15 protein-coding genes and 3 pseudogenes are annotated in these 17,305 nt (G+C 44.1%); 6 read left to right on the top strand and 12 right to left on the bottom strand.

All coding sequences use genetic code 11. From position 1 onward, the window contains the following. A pseudogene (locus tag JL57_RS25695) lies at nt 1-289 on the top strand (transposase); the annotation flags it as partial. A 182-nt stretch (nt 290-471) separates the two neighbouring features. Here JL57_RS25695 and JL57_RS36680 read toward each other — a convergent pair. From JL57_RS36680 to amrA, 3 genes are all read right to left on the bottom strand, one after another. Further along, nucleotides 472-882 carry an alpha/beta fold hydrolase gene (locus JL57_RS36680; RefSeq protein WP_366557105.1) on the bottom strand — a complete coding sequence of 137 codons (411 nt, stop codon included), beginning with the start codon at nt 880-882 and terminating at the stop codon, nt 472-474. Between the two features lie 221 nt (nt 883-1,103). Then, nucleotides 1,104-2,135, bottom strand: coding sequence for an AmmeMemoRadiSam system radical SAM enzyme (amrS, locus tag JL57_RS25685; RefSeq protein WP_291300567.1), 1,032 nt, complete (start codon nt 2,133-2,135; stop codon nt 1,104-1,106). After that, nucleotides 2,128-3,396 carry an AmmeMemoRadiSam system protein A gene (amrA, locus tag JL57_RS25680; protein ID WP_034144748.1) on the bottom strand — a complete coding sequence of 423 codons (1,269 nt, stop codon included), beginning with the start codon at nt 3,394-3,396 and terminating at the stop codon, nt 2,128-2,130. Before amrA ends, amrS begins: the two co-directional genes overlap by 8 nt. A 492-nt stretch (nt 3,397-3,888) precedes the next feature. On the opposite strand from amrA, the gene JL57_RS35560 reads away from it, so the two are divergent. From JL57_RS35560 to JL57_RS35550, 3 genes and pseudogenes are all read left to right on the top strand, one after another. Continuing rightward, nucleotides 3,889-4,083 (top strand): hypothetical protein, encoded by a 195-nt coding sequence (locus tag JL57_RS35560; protein WP_291300566.1) that lies wholly within the window; start codon nt 3,889-3,891, stop codon nt 4,081-4,083. A gap of 3 nt (nt 4,084-4,086) precedes the next feature. Further along, complete coding sequence (locus JL57_RS35555; RefSeq protein ID WP_291300565.1) at nt 4,087-4,428, top strand: carboxymuconolactone decarboxylase family protein; 342 nt, start codon at nt 4,087-4,089, stop codon at nt 4,426-4,428. A gap of 27 nt (nt 4,429-4,455) precedes the next feature. Then, nucleotides 4,456-4,629, top strand: a pseudogene (locus JL57_RS35550) (helix-turn-helix domain-containing protein); the annotation flags it as partial. On the opposite strand, the gene JL57_RS35545 reads toward JL57_RS35550, so the two are convergent. From JL57_RS35545 to JL57_RS25635, 9 genes are all read right to left on the bottom strand, one after another. Beyond that, a complete protein-coding gene (locus JL57_RS35545; protein WP_291300564.1) occupies nt 4,626-4,778 on the bottom strand; it encodes a hypothetical protein in 153 nt (50 codons plus the stop codon). The pseudogene JL57_RS35550 and the gene JL57_RS35545 sit on opposite strands and share 4 nt — an antisense overlap. Nucleotides 4,779-4,910: 132 nt before the next feature. Continuing rightward, the gene (locus JL57_RS25670) at nt 4,911-6,296 is read right to left on the bottom strand and encodes a sigma-54 dependent transcriptional regulator (RefSeq protein WP_034144747.1); all 1,386 of its coding nucleotides are present in this window, start codon (nt 6,294-6,296) and stop codon (nt 4,911-4,913) included. Nucleotides 6,297-6,310: 14 nt separating this feature from the next. Further along, nucleotides 6,311-8,443: an ATP-binding protein gene (locus JL57_RS25665; RefSeq protein WP_366557104.1), complete on the bottom strand. Its 2,133-nt coding sequence runs from the start codon at nt 8,441-8,443 to the stop codon at nt 6,311-6,313. Nucleotides 8,444-8,456: 13 nt separating this feature from the next. Further along, the gene (locus tag JL57_RS25660; protein WP_291300563.1) at nt 8,457-9,458 is read right to left on the bottom strand and encodes an ABC transporter substrate-binding protein; all 1,002 of its coding nucleotides are present in this window, start codon (nt 9,456-9,458) and stop codon (nt 8,457-8,459) included. Nucleotides 9,459-9,789: 331 nt separating this feature from the next. Next, nucleotides 9,790-12,891, bottom strand: a complete 3,102-nt coding sequence (locus JL57_RS25655; RefSeq protein ID WP_034144746.1) for a molybdopterin-dependent oxidoreductase — start codon at nt 12,889-12,891, stop codon at nt 9,790-9,792. Next, a complete protein-coding gene (gene nrfD, locus JL57_RS25650; protein WP_034144745.1) occupies nt 12,888-14,177 on the bottom strand; it encodes an NrfD/PsrC family molybdoenzyme membrane anchor subunit in 1,290 nt (429 codons plus the stop codon). The genes JL57_RS25655 and nrfD overlap by 4 nt, the downstream gene beginning before the upstream one ends. An 18-nt stretch (nt 14,178-14,195) precedes the next feature. Next, nucleotides 14,196-14,873 (bottom strand): 4Fe-4S dicluster domain-containing protein, encoded by a 678-nt coding sequence (locus tag JL57_RS25645; RefSeq protein WP_034144744.1) that lies wholly within the window; start codon nt 14,871-14,873, stop codon nt 14,196-14,198. A gap of 415 nt (nt 14,874-15,288) precedes the next feature. After that, complete coding sequence (locus JL57_RS25640) at nt 15,289-15,726, bottom strand: group II intron maturase-specific domain-containing protein (protein WP_291300562.1); 438 nt, start codon at nt 15,724-15,726, stop codon at nt 15,289-15,291. Nucleotides 15,727-15,933: 207 nt separating this feature from the next. Beyond that, nucleotides 15,934-16,236, bottom strand: coding sequence for a group II intron maturase-specific domain-containing protein (locus JL57_RS25635; protein ID WP_034144219.1), 303 nt, complete (start codon nt 16,234-16,236; stop codon nt 15,934-15,936). Between the two features lie 440 nt (nt 16,237-16,676). Here JL57_RS25635 and JL57_RS35540 point away from each other — a divergent pair, with 440 nt between their 5' ends. Then, the gene (locus JL57_RS35540; protein ID WP_045691579.1) at nt 16,677-16,982 is read left to right on the top strand and encodes a hypothetical protein; all 306 of its coding nucleotides are present in this window, start codon (nt 16,677-16,679) and stop codon (nt 16,980-16,982) included. Between the two features lie 132 nt (nt 16,983-17,114). Next, nucleotides 17,115-17,305 (top strand): annotated as a pseudogene (locus JL57_RS35535) (RNA-guided endonuclease TnpB family protein); the annotation flags it as partial.

The following is a 17,305-nucleotide window of genomic DNA, read 5'->3' as shown; positions in this document are numbered from 1 at the left end:
AGAATTGCACAGGATAAAAACCGTCGAGGTTAAAGCATCACAATACAATTATGTAGAAGATGACTACATGAAAAAGGAACTAAGTGAACGCTGGGCTATGATTGGCGAAGATAAAATCCAACGAGACTTATATAATAGTTTTCTGATCCTGCATGTAAACCCTGATTTAAGCACAATTAATCGCCAACAGTGCCTTGAAACCTACTCGAGATTCAAGACACTTCACGATAGAGAGATTGAACGACTGAAAACCTCAACGAACCGTAAACTAGTCAGCATGGGAATTTAACTAAAACCCAAAAAAGCGTCATGATGCGGGCGTCATACTACCGCTAATATAGTCAACGGACTGTTTGGTAGTAAAGTCTTAGGGAAGCAGACCAGTCCTTATATGTTGTACCTTGCCGATGAAATACCATGCCAGTAAGCGAGAGTAGATCGGAAGTCTATGTACCTAAGAACCCGTCGACTTTAGTCGCGCGGAGTATCAGTTTTGTTCCCAGCAATTACTCCGATTTCAGGACATGGAATACTAACCGGTTTCGAAATCTGAGTACCATTAGTCTTGAGGACACTTAAAGGTTTAAATACTTTTGACACTGGTGGAAATACCTTGTGAGCTAGGTCAGCAAGTTTGGATCCTCTATTAGTAGGTGGCGCAATTAATACACAACGGCCTATCTTCGGAAAGGCGTTTTTTGCTAGATAACTCCTAATGATGAGGCCGCCCATACTGTGTCCAACCAAATGAATCTGTTGCTGTTCAAACATGGGAGGGAGCATTTTACTAAGCTCACTTTGTAGAACTTTATCGCAGTCGTCAAGTGTCCCAAACCTAGTAGGAAGATTAATGGAAACACAGTTGTATCCTAGGTCAGTCAAGTTGAATTTTAGGTAAACATGTCTGATTTATCTTTGTTGTATCCATGGATTAAAACCACAGTTTTGTCATATTGCATTTTTTAGCTCCTAAAATTTTGAATGGCACAGTCACGGTGGGGACACCAGTCACCCTTTCTATCAGTCTTTTCATATTACCTAGGCAACAAGAGCCCTCTGGGTTGTTGGGTTATTGATGATTAATTACAAGAAACTGCCATTTATCATATCATGCCAACCCCGAAAATAGCAGCGCGACATTTCGGGCAACATCCTTGGTCCACCAGGCGATTAACTAAAACAGGCTCACGTTGAATCACCGCTTCACCGCATTGGGGACAAAACGTCGTGCCTCCACCTCTAACATTTCCTAAATAGACATAGGGCAGATACTCTTTGGCTATATCCCATGCTCGTTCTAAGGTCTTTCGCTCCGTAGGCGGAACCGCAAGTCGATAAGCTGGATGGTAGGCACTCAAATGCCATGCCAGTGGAATATTGAGCTGGCGTAGCCACCGTGCTAATTCGGTAAGCTCTTGCGGATCATCATTAGCCCCTTGAATAACGAGAGTTGTCACTTCAAGATGAACTCGTCCAGCTAAACGCTCGACATTGTCTAAAACCCAAGCCAGTTTACTTCCACAATAGTGTTGATAAAACTCCTCTGAGAATGCTTTAATATCAATATTGACGGCATCCAGCCACGGAATTAACTCCTCGAGAAAGCGTGGCGAAATCGTTCCGTTACTCACTAAAACCACCTTCCCCCCTTGGGCTCTCACCAGGGGAGCAGTATCCCGGATCATCTCAAACCACACGCTCGGCTCTGAATACGTAAAACACAACCCCAATGAATTCCGCTCCTGACCGGCAAACCCTGCAAGCTCGGCAGGAGTTATTTTTTTCCCAACTTGATGTTGCTGGGATATCTCGTAATTTTGACAGAACGAACAGCTTAGGTTACAACCAAAACCCCCAACGGAGAAAATACAAGAACCGGGATAAAAATGATAAAGAGGCTTCTTCTCAATCGGATCCATATTCCAAGCCGCCACTTCACCATAGGTTCGAGATACGACCTCTCCCTCTCGGTTTTCCCGAGCATGACACCGTCCCGACTGCCCATGTTTTAATTGACAACGCTGGGGACACAACAGACAACTCGCCCTATAGGAGTCTTGATCCGTATAAGTCGCATGACTTAACTCATTGGGATTACTTATATTATTTGTATTTCCTACATCTGTATTACTCATAATGTCTCTTGACCTCAAAGCGCCAAAGTTCGACTGGGCCTTCATGTGAAATCCCTGCCTTTTGTTTAGCAATACTGATTTGGTCTGAAACCGTATCTACCCCTTCCAAGTGGGGGAGTAAAAGTCCGCTTTTCCCACCCTGGCGAACAACAACTCCATACCTCCAGGGATCCAAATCTTCCGGTCCTGCAATTTTCTCAAGTTCACCTAAGACATCAACCGTAAAACTCAGGGAATCCAATTCATCTATTCGAACAGGCCGAAAACGCGGATCTTGGGTTCCGGCAGCAATCGCATTATGTTGAATTTCCAACGCTAGGTTTTCCTGCCAAGGCTCGGTTGTTCCAATACATCCACGCAGTTGGCCGTTTTGTTTTAGAGTTACAAAACATCCCCTCCGCACAGCGAACTCAGGTGTGGAAATGTCGGGTAAATCCGACGTAACAGGGTCATTCTTATGTAAATAGCCCTTAAGACAATGTCGTGCCCACTGCGGCAAGGGTGAGGAATGATACAGATCCGCCACTAGATATCCCACTCCAAACAGTCCTTCGTAGGACAGTACTTCGGGTGCTCCTTCTTTTGCAGCCAGCGCCAAGCGAAGACTCCTATACCCACATTCACCCGCTTTTTCGACAAGGTCAGCCGGTAAATTGGCGATCTTTTTCGGATCTCTCTGCAGAGTCTTGATTACGAATTGGTCAAATTCAGGTCCAGCAGGATCTAAGCCGTACGGGCCGTCTTCCTTTAAGCGATGAGAGAGATCCCCACTAGCCACAAGTGCATAACGTCCAGGCAGCTTATCAAGAATTTGACCAATACGCAAACCATATTCTTCCGGTCGCTCCAAGGGCATCCCTATAAGTACAACCTTCCCACTCCAACCTGTCCTTTGTAAAAAATAGAGTGGTACAAGTGCACCGTGATCCATAGACTTCTGTATGGGAACAACTCCCGACAAATCTTTCTGAAATCGCACAATCGCCGTAGTGTCGCATGCAAATGAAAAACTCAACTGCGCAGCTCCAAATTGAGCGAAATTCCCTCGGACAACCTCCTCTGTCAATAGTGTAATCCCTTCCTTTGTAAGCGGTGCATGAGGGGAAACCAGAATCACCGTCTCGACCTCCGCCTGAACGAGACGACTCGCTATCTCATGGTAGGCATCCAAACTCGCTTGGCACTTACGCTCCTCTCCACGTCCGATCTCTGGTACGAGGATGGGTGGATGCGGAACAAAGACCGAATATACTAAACTCATAAACCCTGCACTCCCTTTTACATTGGTAATACTACCATCTCTATTTTACCCTGTTCTTCCAAAAAAATTAAGCGTACTCCATCCCACTCGCCTTAAGAACTGCTTTTACTGCCGCACTGGTAATTCCATCTTTTCTTGGACTAGCACTAATCCCGAGAATCAATACAATCCTCCCTTTCACTTCAAATCACTTACGTGCAGACAGTTTTACTAGAACGTAAACCATTATTAACGTCAATATGAATGAAATCACATTTCATTTATTTAAATAATAAGTGCGAGTTATTCTTTGTTGGAAAAGCTTAGGCTTTTCTTTATAAATCTTTCTTAAATATTGTAATGTAAATTACATACGGAAATAATTATTTCATTTAGTATGAGATCCTAGCACGTGACTTCTGAGCGATTGAAAAGGGATTGTGGTGGTGAAAAAGCTCAAAAGGAGAACTGGCTAGAAGAACTAGTACACTACACTAACAAGGAGGAAAAAGATTGGCTAGAATCAAAATACTTGGGGTTACTGAAGTTACGGGAAAGGCAAGTGAAATATTTGCTGAAATCACAAAAAACTTTGGTATGGTTCCTAATTTATTTAGGGCAATGGCCCTAAATCCTGATATTCTAGAGGCTAACTTTATGAAATTCAAGGCCGTTATGACTCAAGGAGAGCTACCCATGGATTTATAAGAAATGGTGGCAGTTGTTGTTTCCCAGGCCAACAGTTGTAGTTACTGTGTTGACGCTCATAGTGCGGCTTTAAAAATGATGGGGTTCCCCCGGGAAAAGATACTTCAACTTCTCGACGACGTGAATTCAGCAGATATCTCGCCAGCGTACAAAACACTCTTGAATCTTGCCATTAAAGCAACCCGAGAGCCGCATAAAATCTCTGAAAGTGAATTTCAGCAACTGAGAGACTTGGGTTATAGTGATGCTAACTTCGTTGAATTCATCTCCGTTGTAGACCTATTTACTTCATTTAATAAATTTCTTGACGCTTTACAGGTAGAAATCGATTTTCCTCAAGTTTAAGTTTCATAGCTACAACGACTAGCCCGTAATTATGGTGAACCGATCGGTAAAGGAACGTTAATTACTATCCATTTGACTCACCAAGATCTAGCTAGTTTGGTAAATGCCTCTAGAGTTATGGTTACCAACACTCTTAATAGGTTTAAACAAGAAGGTCTGACCACTATTAACAAAAAAAATTGCATTGTTTTAAAAACTTAATCCTCTTGCTCCTGGAAAAGGAGTTTTCCTGTCTTATAAGATTGATCGATCGCATCCTTTTGTTCATCAAAACGGGAAGGACAATGTTCACTCTTAATCTCATCGAGAAATCCGTGGTCCTTAACAACAGTCCTCAATATCGTTTTCATTATTCATTTCTTTTAAAGATAGAATTGGAACCTGTAGCTTATTATCTAAAATATGTAAAATAGTTTTATTGAAAATACAATTATTCATTTTTACTCCTCTTTACGTGACTAATATGTTTTGCACCTAAGATATTATTCAGTGCCATATTGCTCTAATTTCCGGTAAAGGTTACGGACGCTGATTCCGAGCATTTTAGCGGCTTGGGCCCGGTTCCCGTTGAGTTCTTTTAGAGTATCTAATATGTAATCTCTTTCTATCTCTACGAGAGTTGAATGTCTTTTGATGGAAACGGATTGATTGTCGAGGGGAATCCTATCATCGTTTAACTTGTTGTCCAAATGAGAATTCGGCCAGAGATCAACCGGAAAAATAATCTTACCGTTAGCCATGGTAACTCCTCGCTGAATTAAATGGGCTAATTCCCTTACGTTGCCTGGAAAATCATAATTCAATAGCAGTGTCTGTGTTTCCGGGGAAAGACTATATAAATACTTCTCGGGTCCCGGTGAACGGAATTTCTGCAAATAGAAATCAACCAGAGGAAGAATATCTTCTTTTCGCTCACGTAAAGGGGGGATCTCAAGAATTAACCCATTGAGTCGGTAATATAGGTCCTGTCTGAACCGACCCTGTTTAACTTCAGCCATGAGATCCCGGTTGGTTGCAGTCACAATTCGCACATCCACCATCCTTAGTCGATTATCTCCAACCCGGCGAAACTCTCCCGTCTCCAAAAAACGAAGGAGTTTGGCCTGCAGGGATAGTGGCATTTCCCCTATCTCATCAAGGAAAAGAGTTCCGTGATCAGCAAGTTCGACCAAGCCCAGTTTATGCGCTCCTGCTCCGCTAAAAGCACCTTTTTCATGCCCGAATAATTCACTTTCCAAAAGAGCTTCCGGTATCGACGCTGCATTTAAGGGAACATAGGCATACTCTGACCTTGGGTTCCAGAGATGTAGAGCACGGGCAATCAGCTCTTTGCCCACACCGGTCTCTCCTTGGATGAGGATCGCAGATTCACTCTGGGCAGCCTTTTTCGTCATTTCAAGCAGGGTTTTCATCTGAGGGCTTTCCCCGATAATTTCTATCTCTTGGGTTTGACGGTGTACAACCTGTCGCAGACCGCTGTTTTCCATAACCAGTTTACGCTGTTCCACCGCTTTTTCCAAGATAACATCCAGTTCTGAAAGATTGCAGGGTTTGGTCAGGTAATCAAACGCACCATTTTTTATAGCATCAATTGCTGATTCAATGGTTCCGTGACCGGTCAGCATGATGACTTGGAGGTCTGGTTGAAGTTTTTTCATGGACTTAAGGACTTCAAGCCCGTCTCCGTCGGGTAAGCGTAAATCCAAGAGTACTACGGATAGAACATGGTCTTTAAGGTATTCCAGTCCTTCCCGCGCTGTTCCGGACTCCGAAATTTCATAGCCTTTGCGGGTTAAACGCTTTCTGATGATCGAGCGGAGAGCCGCCTCATCATCTAAAATCAGGATACGTGGATAATACTTCTTCATTTTACTTTCAACTCCTAAGAGCCATTTGGCAAGGTGATCTCTACAATTGTTCCTTGTCCCTCAACGCTTTGAACCTCTAATTGGCCGTTCATCTTTTGAATTATACCATAACTAACAAACAGACCCAGACCCGTTCCTTGTCCAGAAGGCTTGGTCGTGTAGAAGGGTTCGAGAATACGTTTTAGCTGGCTTCCTGGGATTCCTTGACCGTTATCTTCGATCACCACTCGGATTGCCCCTCGTATGCACCGCGTCCGAATTTCTATCTTTCCGCCTTCCTCAGAGGCATCAAGGGCATTTGTAACAATATTTAAAATAACTTGCTGCCATTCGTTTTCGTTCCCAAAAACGTAGAGGTCTTTATCCATTTCATAGGCGATTTGAATCCTCTTTTGTTTAGCCCGGTATTCAAGCAGGTCGATTGTCTGAACCGTTGAAGTGCTTATATTAATGAGGTCCCGAGTGTCCTGACGCTTTCGGGCGAAGTGCAAAAGCCCACCTGTGATCTGCTTGCAGCGACTTATTTGTTGATTAATAATCTGCAATTCCGACACGAGGTCTTCCTGTTCCAGTTGAGCCGGTTCCTCCTTTAATCGGTCCAACATATCCTCGCTATGAGCTGATACTATCGACAGAGGGTTATTGATTTCATGGGCAATTCCAGAGGCTAACAGGCCGACGGCTGCCATTTTATCTGTTTCGATGACCCGGGCTTCCATTTCCACCTGTTGCGTAACATCTTCAAGAAGAACCAAATAGGCAGGCTGTGTGACATTTTCCTGGTGCAAAGGATAGTACATTTTGCGCAAATAACTACGTTTGCCTTTGATATCATGAGTGATAATGCTGCCGTTTTCCGTAAAGCTACAGTCAGCGCCCTCCTCACCGATAAACTCTTCACAAGTCAGAAGCAAAAATTCTTCTCGCGCGAACCATTGTGCAAAAATAGAATTCCACCAGATAATACGCTTGTCTGAATCAAGAAGGACCATACCCGCTCCAATTCCACCAACAACGGTTGCGAGCAATTCCTTTTCCGTTATTAGATTTATCGATATTTCATTGAGTTGGGCCAGTAATTGATTAAAAGACTGGACCAGTCGTCCGATTTCGTCTTGGGTCTGTTGTGGTATTTCCGATTTCAGATCCCCCGTCAAAATAATACGTCGGACCTCCCCTTCGAGATTCTCAATCGGCCGCGTCAGCTTTAAGCCAAACATAATACTAATCAAGGTCACCAAGGCTATGGCAACTAGCAAGATTCCTAGGAGTTTACGGGAAAATTCATAGATGTGTTGATAGGCCTCACGGATTGGCTGTTCTATAAAAACACCCCAATTGAGATTTTCTACAGGTGCAAATAAGCCGACAACTTGTACACCGTCAGAATTCCTATATTCTGTCCCTTGCGGTGATGGGCGCTGGCCCGCTAAAAACGCTTGAACGTCAGGGTTCTGGCGCACATTCTCTTGACGTAAAACATTGCTAAAATCGGTATGTCCGATCAAATTCCCTAACTCATCGGTCAGGTAAATATACCCTGCTTGTCCAATGCGCAAATTGGCAATCTTAGTGACCATTCCTTTAAGATCTGTTTTAGCTTGTAAATATCCTATATTCTTGCGAGTCAGGGGATCCTGAATTCCTACCGTCAAATAAAATTGCGGTCGTCCATCATTTGAGAAAAATACAGGGCTAATTGAGAAAGAGGTGTTTGCTGTCAAATCGCGATGGTTGAGTTTAACGTCTGCCTTTAGCGGCAAAATTACATTACGCCGATCGATTTGCCCTAAAACATTAAACTTGAGATCAGCCACTTCAATGGCTTCAAAATACGATTCCTGTCGTAATAGTGTCGCCAAAATCATCTCCCGCGCTATAGGATCTTGTCCAACTAGTGTCGAGGCATTAGTATAAGTCACGATACTCATGCTGGCAGCTTTATATTGGACAAATTCGCTAATCTGTTCAGCAAGTGCCGTCGCTCGTTCGAAGTTTTGTAGTTGAATGCGTTCTTGTAAATATAGCCGTGTTGCATTAAAATTCGCCAAACCGAGGAAAAGTAACGGAAATATAGACATAGCAATACCAAAAATAAGAACCCGACCTTTAATACGCATTAACCATGGAAATGATGCCTGTTTCACAAACTCTCCCTCCCTATGGTTGAATCACTTGGTCTGCGAAGCTTAATACATTCGGTGCAAGGCGGATTCCTAACTGTTGAGCTGTACGGAGATTAACAGAAAAAACCAGATCTTCAGGCGTTTCTACCGGAATATCCTTTGGCGTTTGCCCACGCAATATCTTATAAATGAGCTGGGCAGTCTGAGCTCCTTGAGCTTTGTAAGGAGTTCCATAAGAAGCTAAACAGCCTTCCTCAGTATCACTTGGATATACACCAAAAACGGGAAGCTTTTTCTGCATAGCCAGTTCAACCACTTGTGTGGTGCTTGTTTCCAGAAAAAAACCCGGCAACAGTATGATACCTTCCACTTTATCGTTGCTCATCCGTTGAAAAGCCTTAGTAACCTCTTCAGGGGTCGAAACAGTATACATACCAAGGGTTAATGAAAGCTCCTTCGCGGCTTCTTGTATATTTAACTGGATTTGCTGAAAGAATGGAACACGCGTATCTCCCAACACCGCAACATTTCGGATATCCGGAAGCAAACGATGAAGCAGTTCAAGCCGTTTCGGTGTCAATTCAAGATGATAATTATTTAATCCAGTCAGATTTCCCTCTGGATGAAATGAGTTAGACACTAATCCGATGCTCACCGGAGAAAGAATACCCATAAATACGACCGGGATAGGATGCTTCATTTTCGCGGTCAGTTCTTTAAGGGTTTGAGCCTCAACTCCACCCGCTGCCACTAATACATCCGGTTTCTCGGCAATTAAACGATTTGCCATGGTCGTTAAATCTGAGAATTGGTTTTGCACATTAATAATTTGATAGGTGATACTCTGTCCTTCCTGGTAACCCAGACGTTCTAATCCTTCTTTCAATCCCTCAACTTTGGCGAGACGGTTGTCATTTGCCAGTAAGATGCCAATCTTTGCCACCGGTTGCTTTTCAACAGGAAAGGCGAATAATAAAGCCCCAATTATGAGGGAGAATAATGCTAAACCTCCTATGATCCAGCGCCACTTACTCACGCTTAAACCCTCCTGTTGATATTTCCTTAGCTTAGTTTACCACGCCATTCCCGGAAAAATCTAATGTAACTATTTAGGTAGTCAGAAGTCAGAATATTTCCAGACGATAAAGAGTTGTCCAAATCTATGATTTGGTTACAATTCTTACCCCCTATGGGTGGTAAAGAGTTCTCTAAATCTATGATTTAGGAAGAACTCTTATCCCCTATGGGGATAAAGAATTGTTGCCAAATCGTAGATTTGGTAACAATTCTTATCCTCTTTGAGGACAACCCATTTTCTCATGCTGACTCCCGGCTCCTGACTCCTGATTACTGAGTGGTTACAATTACTAAATCTTGCTGACTTCCACTCTGGTATCCAGTTGGGCGGCACCGCCGCCAATGGGGTCCACCATTCCCGCATTTTTATAGGAAATATCCAATTGTAACAAATCATTGGCTGAAAAACCGGTATCACGGCCTTTGGCATAACCAGTCCGTGGCATGCCGGCAACCCAATTGGTGTGACCGTAGGGTTTTACTCCCTCAATCATCTTGTTGTCAATCTCCACCGGCCGGGAACCATAGGCAAAGTGACCGTAATTATAGGGTGTTCCAACCACACCAGGCCTAATCCTTTCCGTAACCAAAACCGACCCTGTCACTTCATGGCTGGGAGATTTAATTTTTACTTTATCTCCATTCTTTAAGCCTCTGGTCTGAGCATCGACAGGATTGATCCAGAGCAAATTTTCTCCTTCAATCTCCCTTAACCAGGCGGAAACAATCCCGCGATGAGTCCCGATATTGCGAGACTTCCAGTTAATAAATGTAAGAGGATAACCGTCCGTAGGAACTTCTTTTCCGTTATAGAAAGTCACTCCGGTGATTTTGGGCAGCCCGTCGAAAGGTTTGCCGGTGAATGAATTTTTGGCTCTAGCTGCTACTTCATCATAAAAGTCTGCTTCTGCCGCAAGTTTATATTTAATATAATCTCCTTCATACCCTTGGCCAAATGCTTCAAAGCGGCCGCCCCGGTTCAGCACATAAACTACCTTTGCCCACTCTTCGGGCTTTACGGCCTTTTTCCAGGCAGCCAAGTCGAAAAACGTACCCAAGGCTTGCTTTCTGGCTGTTTCAAATATTGTTATTTCCTCAGCATCGGCATCAGGCACTGCTTCGCCAGCGAAAGCAATATTGGCTACGGCCTTCAGGTAGAAGTCTTCGGCCCGGTAGAGGGAACTTCCGTCGGAAAAAGCATTTTCCCCAACACCAGGCAGTCCCATCTGCTTGGCAATCTCGATGAAAGTATCTTCAGCCGGACGGGTTTCCGGGTATACCCTAGTGATCGGTTGTTGAATCTGAGTTAATTTAAGTTCCTGGTTCGGGTAAATTGATTCCAGCCCCCAGCGCTCGAGATAGGTGATATCGGGCAAAATATAATCCGCGTACATCGATGTCTCACCGATTACAATGTCTGAGCAAACCAACAAGGGAATGGCTTTGGTGTCTTTGAGAATCTCAACCTGTTTTCCTCCTCCCGGTGAGGACATAATGGGAGAAGTACGGTGAATGAAAAGAGCTTTAATGCCATACGGATACTGATCAGAAGCACTCGGCAAGACCTCATGAATAAGGTTACCGCCCAAGACAAACCAGGGACGTTTGGTCGGGTAGCCATCTTTGGAAAAAAGAGAACTCTTCTCATAAACGGCCTTTTCCCTGACGAGTTTCAAACCCCAAGCATTATGAGCTTTTGGCACTTGATTTAGCTTATAACGGCCGTCTAAGGGTTTGAAGTTGGCTCCTGCGGAAATGCTGCCGCCTTTCCAATCATAGTTGCCGATCAAATGATTAAGCATATTGATCGCTCTAATATTGTAATAACCGTTTACGCGCATGGCCGGACCGCGATAAGAGGTGATTGAAGCCTTTTTACCATGGGAAGTGAATTCTTTAGCAAGTTCAATAATTTGCTGAGGCTCAACTTCACAGATCTTGGCATACTCTTCAATCGTCTTCTCCATCACCCTTTCTTTAAAAAGGGTAAATGCAGATTTGACTTGGATTCCATTGAGCGTCATATCCACTTCCAGTTGGCCTTCGGCTGACTTATCCGCCGGAACCGCTTGTCCGTTTTCGATTACGACAAATTGTTTTTCATTTCCAATTCCCAGAACTTTCGCTCTGAGTTTCGGTTTCCCTTTTTCACTGATTGCCACGAGGAAGGTTGCGTCACTCCAGGTGGGCTCTTTGTCCAGGGCTGCCGCCTCAATGTTTGGATTCTGTAAATAACGGGCATCATAACGGTTGTTTTCGATGATCCAGCGTGCCATCCCGAAAGCGAAGGCGGCATCTGTTCCCGGTTTGATCGGAACCCATGCCTGGGCCTTTTCAGCAATACGACTCATTCTGGGGTCAATGACGGCCAACTTCATGCCTCGTTGTAAAGCGTTCATATATTTGGGAGCTAACCAAGTCGGCCCTTTATTAGCAACCAGGGGATCTGTACCCCAAACAATGTGAAATTGCGAGTGGTCAATATCCCCGTACATCCGCTTTTTTGGGCTAGGTGAGGTAAAAGAGCGAACATTCGCAATCACTCCGCTCATACCACAGTATCCTCCATGGTTAAAGGCATTTGCACTGCCAAAGGTTTGATTCCACAGGCGATCAATAAAAAACGATGTGCGGTCTCCGGCTAAAAACACCAATTGATTGGACTTAGGGCCGAAATCCGGATGCTTGGTATCAATGAGCACATCTTGATACTTTTTATCAAAATCCTCCTGGCTTATTTCTCCTTTTTTAACTTTTTCCCAGTCACCCATTACCGGCTTCTCAGGAATATAAGCCCAAGACTGCTTAGTCCCGGGAGTGCCTAAGTCACCGCCATTGACTATTTCCTTGATGGCTTGCTCCCAGGAAATACTCTGCCATTTGCCGTTCCCCCGGGGCCCGACTCTTTTCAGAGGTTTTTGCACCCGGAACGCATCATAAGCCGTTTGAATCCCTGCTTGTCCTTTCAGGCAAGTACGACCACCCCGGAAACCACGGCCATCTTTGGCCACATTTTCTTTCCCTTTAGCAGCCGCTTTGACCGATGTTTTATAAGGGATCTGGCCAAAAGGCTGCATTGTCAACGGACTATACGGATTACCGGCAATTTTCCGGACAATCGATGTATGAGGCCCGTCCCCTTTTTGAGGAATTACGATGGCTTTAATCGTACAAAAAGTATTACATTGTTGACATAGAGAATAAATCACATTTTCAGCGCCATAATCCTGATTGTCATGGCCTGTTCCATACGGATCATCCAGCCATGCACCCTCTTGAGGAGACCCTATTGCCAACATGGGAGATAACAGCGAGATCCCTCCCAGAGCTGCACCACCCTTGAGAAAACTCCGCCGTGTAAACTTTATTTGCTTGTTTCCCTTTGAGTTCATATAGTTTCTTCACTCCTTCCAGTTGTCCGATGGTCGAAAGTAAGATGGTTTGATGAGACTTGGCTTGATTCTGTGTGAATCGGCAAGACTGTAACCGCCAGGGTATAGAGGAAAAGGCCCATAGCGATAATCCCGCTGCTGCTTAAGATCTCAATCCAGGTCGGGTAATAATATCCTTCAGGCAATCCAGTCATTACCGGTACGATCAAAGCCGGCAGCACAATATTAAAACGCACGCCGAGAATGCCGATTACCACCATAATTGCCGCTGCAGCAATGGCATTGACCGATTCTTTGGTTTTCCTGGCAAAAATCAAGAAGAGGGGGACAACTACGCCAATAAACATTTGTACAACCCAAAACGACCAGGAAAAATCACTTTTAATCATTGTTGTTATAGTTGCTAACTCCTCATGTTCTAAGCCATAAGCTCCAATTAAAAATTCATAAAACTCTAAACCAACATCGATAAACAGAAAGAGCGCCAATAACCCGGCCAGGGATTTAACCATCTTCTGATCAACCGGATTTCCTGAAACTTTATTCCTGATGACATAAAAAGCGATCAAGAGGGCAGTACCTGAGACAAGGGCAGAGACAACAAAGATAACAGGGAATAACGCCGAATTCAAGAAGGGACGAGCCTTAGCAACTGCAAAGAGAGCACCGGTTCCTCCGTGAACTCCGAAGATCGCAACCGGAAGTCCAATGGTGCCCAGGATTTTGAGCACTTTATGATCATGCTGTATTGATCTTTCAGAGGTATCTTTGCTGCCGAAGGAAAGGAATTTGGCTATTTTGCCTTTCCAGTCATTCAAGGAGGATGCTTTAATCAAATGGATGCGCATGGCAAAATAGAGTTCCGAAAACAAAAGTACGATATAGAGGACGTAGAAACGCACCTCATAAGCGAGAACACTCGTCCAGTTCATATACCAAAGGGTGTGCCAAAATCGTTCCATATGGCCCAAATCAACCAGAATAAAAGCCATGGCCAGCACCATACTTAAGATGGCAACCAGAAGGGCATCTTTTCCGATTTTCTCGTACTGTTCCATGCCAAACACGTAGATTAAGGTTGACAGGAGAAAGGCTCCGGCACTCATACCGACAAAATAAATATAGAAGGCAACCCAAGTTCCCCAAGGTGCGGTGCTGGTAAGATTTGTAACAATCAAGCCCTCTTTTGCCCTGATAAAAACAGCAACCGCACCTGCGACCATCAGCAGAATCAAAAATGCATACCAAAGAGTTGAGCGCTTGGACTTCTGACTATGTTCAGACATGTTTTTTACCCTCTCTTCCTATTTAAGATAAATAACTCTTGGTCCGGTGTTTAGTTCTTCTTTAAGGCGGAAAGCGCGGGGGCTGGCTGCCAGTTTGGAAACGACACTGTCCGGGTCACTTAAATCTCCAAAGAAACGAGCGTCACCGACACAGGTTTCCACACAGGCCGGCTCCTCGCCCCGTTCCAGCCGGTGCAGGCAAAAGGTGCATTTGCGGACATTGTTTATTGGGGATTTTCCTTTTTCCCGTTTGCCCCTATCCACACCGTATTCGGGAGACTGGATCTCATTGGCAGCCAGCATCTCCTGAGAATAATCCTCACCGAAATCAACATAGCGGGCTCCATACGGGCAGGCAACCACACAGTAGCGGCACCCGATACAGCGATCGTAGTCAATCGCGGTAATCCCGTTTTCCATTTTATAAGTGGCCTTGACCGGACAAACTTGAGCACAAGCCGGGCGGTCACACTGCATGCAGGGGCGGGGCAGGTTTACAAGAGCGACGTTAGGATATGTCCCGATCTCGTTTTGGATGACGACGTTGTAGGTTACTCCAGGCGGGGTCCGGTTTTCTGCTTTGCAGGAAACAGTACAGGTGTCACATCCGATGCATTTCTTAAGATCGATGACCATCGCCCAACGTGGTGTCTTTTTCTTATCACCTGTTTGTTCTGCTGCGTTAGCCGTTTTCATTCTTTTCACTCCTTTTATCATAATATTCTTAACTAATATGCAATAATCGCGCCAGAATATCGTCCAAGTGGAAACGGTATCACAGCGCTACTTGCAGTCTTTGCGAACTGTAATGGTGACAAAATGTCACTGTTTATTGCGTGACAAAAAGGCACCTGCTGACATTTTGTCAGTAGGTGCCTCGTAATATTCATGATTTCGCTATTTACGATTAAACTTCTATCGAATACATAGGCGAGGGATTTGGAGCGAGTATCACAAAACACGACATATCCTCGTCTCCAGTATTGGTTAGACTGTGAATTCCTGCTTTTGACTAAAAAATCAGGGGGTTGTCGAGTAGACGGGGCCTCGCGACCCCTGCCCCTCTACAGAACCGTACGTACCCAATTTAGGTATACGGCTCCTCAAACTATCATTTACACCAAGTAATAGGAAACCTTAGCTGAAAAATATTCACATATATTTTAGGTGATGGCAACGGGTTTCTCTTTAGAAATTCTTTAAATTGTTCCCGTGTGAAACTCTTTCTTTGGCTGCGACGATTTAACCAGTTATATAATAGTTTCGTCACTTCTCGAAGAAATTTTCCTAATGAACTGAAGTTGTCTGTCACACCATAGTACCTGAAATACCCATTCAGTTTTACTCTTAGGGCATCCATAAGTTCACGGCCTGGCATGTTCCTGTTCACCTTCACCCACTTTTTTACTTTCAATAGACTTGCCCGGTATTTCTTTTTGCTGGTTTTACGCTTAACTCTAAACTTTCCCATTTTGCTTTTACCGCAATAGTGAGTGAGCCCAACAAAATCAAAGGTACCTGGTTTTATTTGTCCTTCTTCAACGTCCAAGCTGTTTTTACCGAATGCTATTATCTTAGTCTTATCATCAGCTAGCTCTAGTCCAAATTTCCCTAGTCTATTTTGCAGTGCTCTATAGTACCTCTTGGCATCATCCTCGTATTGAAAACAGCAAATAAGGTGAGTAGCCCGGGGGAATCACACCGCCCAGGCCCTCTCAGAACCGGACTTGAACCTCTCAGCTCATCACGGCTCCCATCATCCAGCCGTTGGCTTGATTCCCATCTTCCAATGGACGAAAAGTTTGGGTTCTCGCTTGGCTATGTTTCCCAAAAAGTTTTCCGCCCTTGTCTTATGGATTTCCAGCTTTTTGTATTTTCTCCTAGCCCATTGAACCAAAGCATTGTTCATGTGCCGCAGTACTGGGTACATTTGGGATTTGTAAAAGCGTCCGTAATAGTTAATCCATCCTTGTAGAACTGGATTTACCTCACGAGCGATATCCTCTAACTTTAAGCCTGGTTTCAGATGTATCCTCCACTGTCGAATGGTTTGCCGCATGTGATCATTGTGCCTCATGCCTGGCTCTCAGACCCCGGGAGAGTTTCCATAAACTCGCTTTAACGTTTATGAAAATTTTGCCTTCCAGTGTGCAAAAAAAACTGTCAGCCTCTCCATTTTAAGATTCATAACGGGGCTCAATCACATTACAGGCCTGTTGCCTAACTGTTTACGCTTAACGACAAGGATTACTCCTCGCATCCCAAAACTCGCTACCGGTGGATAGCTAATCCTTTCCGGGGAGGGTTTCCACCTCCTAAATCACACACCATCATCTGGCGCACTCTGCACTGGAATCATAATATGGTATAATTAGACAAAAAGGTAAACTATCTAATAACCGATAAGTACACGCATAAGAAGGAATTGTATATCTCAATCCGAAGAAACAATACAGCACTATTCAGTAAACCAAACCACGTATAAAGGTGGTGACTACAATGGCTAAACGAACGAAAAAAATCAAAGAGGAACTAAAGCCGAATTTTGTGCTAACTCTTAAGCTCGATCCTGAACTATATCAAGAGGATATCCTGGATAAGCGCTTAGATATCGGTAGAAGAATCTATAATGCCTGTCTCAATGAACTTAATAAGCGGTATCGCTTAATGGTTGAGAGTAAAGAGTACCAGAGTGCACAAAAAATGCCAAAAACGGAGACAACCCGCAATCTAGTACTGCAAGAGTTAAACAGGAAGTACCGATTGACCGAGTATTCACTACACCAGTTTGTTAAGCCAATGTAGCATCACTTTAAGAAAAATTTAGATTCTCACACTGTCCAAAAAATTGCCACGCGCTGCTTTGAAGCCTTTAAAGGGAAGATCTATCATACTGCCAAAACGATACACTTCAAAAAGTATGGCGAATTGCAAAGCTTGGAAGGTAAAACGAATTCAGCCGGTATCAAGTTCCGAAATAAGACCTTAGTCTGGAATGGACTCTCGATTAAAGTGTTCGTTGATCCCTCGGATGTCTACGCACAGATGGCACTACTGCAAACCATTAAATACTGTCGGGTATTAAAGAGCGGTACAAACTACTACTTGCAGTTAATCCTAGAAGGTAT

The sequence above is a fragment of the Desulfosporosinus sp. BICA1-9 genome (assembly GCF_000802135.1).
The sequence above is the reverse complement of the archived record's forward strand: the minus strand, read 5'-3'. Positions and strand labels throughout refer to the sequence as shown.

Excerpts from the sequence above, each read along its gene's own strand:
- amrS (WP_291300567.1), bottom strand. The coding sequence starts at position 2,135 with ATGAGTAATACAGATGTAGGAAATACAAATAATATAAGTAATCCCAAT.
- amrA (WP_034144748.1), bottom strand. The coding sequence starts at position 3,396 with ATGAGTTTAGTATATTCGGTCTTTGTTCCGCATCCACCCATCCTCGTA.
- JL57_RS35555 (WP_291300565.1), top strand. The coding sequence starts at position 4,087 with ATGGTGGCAGTTGTTGTTTCCCAGGCCAACAGTTGTAGTTACTGTGTT.
- JL57_RS35545 (WP_291300564.1), bottom strand. The coding sequence starts at position 4,778 with ATGAAAACGATATTGAGGACTGTTGTTAAGGACCACGGATTTCTCGAT.
- JL57_RS25670 (WP_034144747.1), bottom strand. The coding sequence starts at position 6,296 with ATGAAGAAGTATTATCCACGTATCCTGATTTTAGATGATGAGGCGGCT.
- JL57_RS25655 (WP_034144746.1), bottom strand. The coding sequence starts at position 12,891 with ATGAACTCAAAGGGAAACAAGCAAATAAAGTTTACACGGCGGAGTTTT.
- nrfD (WP_034144745.1), bottom strand. The coding sequence starts at position 14,177 with ATGTCTGAACATAGTCAGAAGTCCAAGCGCTCAACTCTTTGGTATGCA.
- JL57_RS25645 (WP_034144744.1), bottom strand. The coding sequence starts at position 14,873 with ATGAAAACGGCTAACGCAGCAGAACAAACAGGTGATAAGAAAAAGACA.
- JL57_RS25635 (WP_034144219.1), bottom strand. The coding sequence starts at position 16,236 with ATGCGGCAAACCATTCGACAGTGGAGGATACATCTGAAACCAGGCTTA.
- JL57_RS35540 (WP_045691579.1), top strand. The coding sequence starts at position 16,677 with ATGGCTAAACGAACGAAAAAAATCAAAGAGGAACTAAAGCCGAATTTT.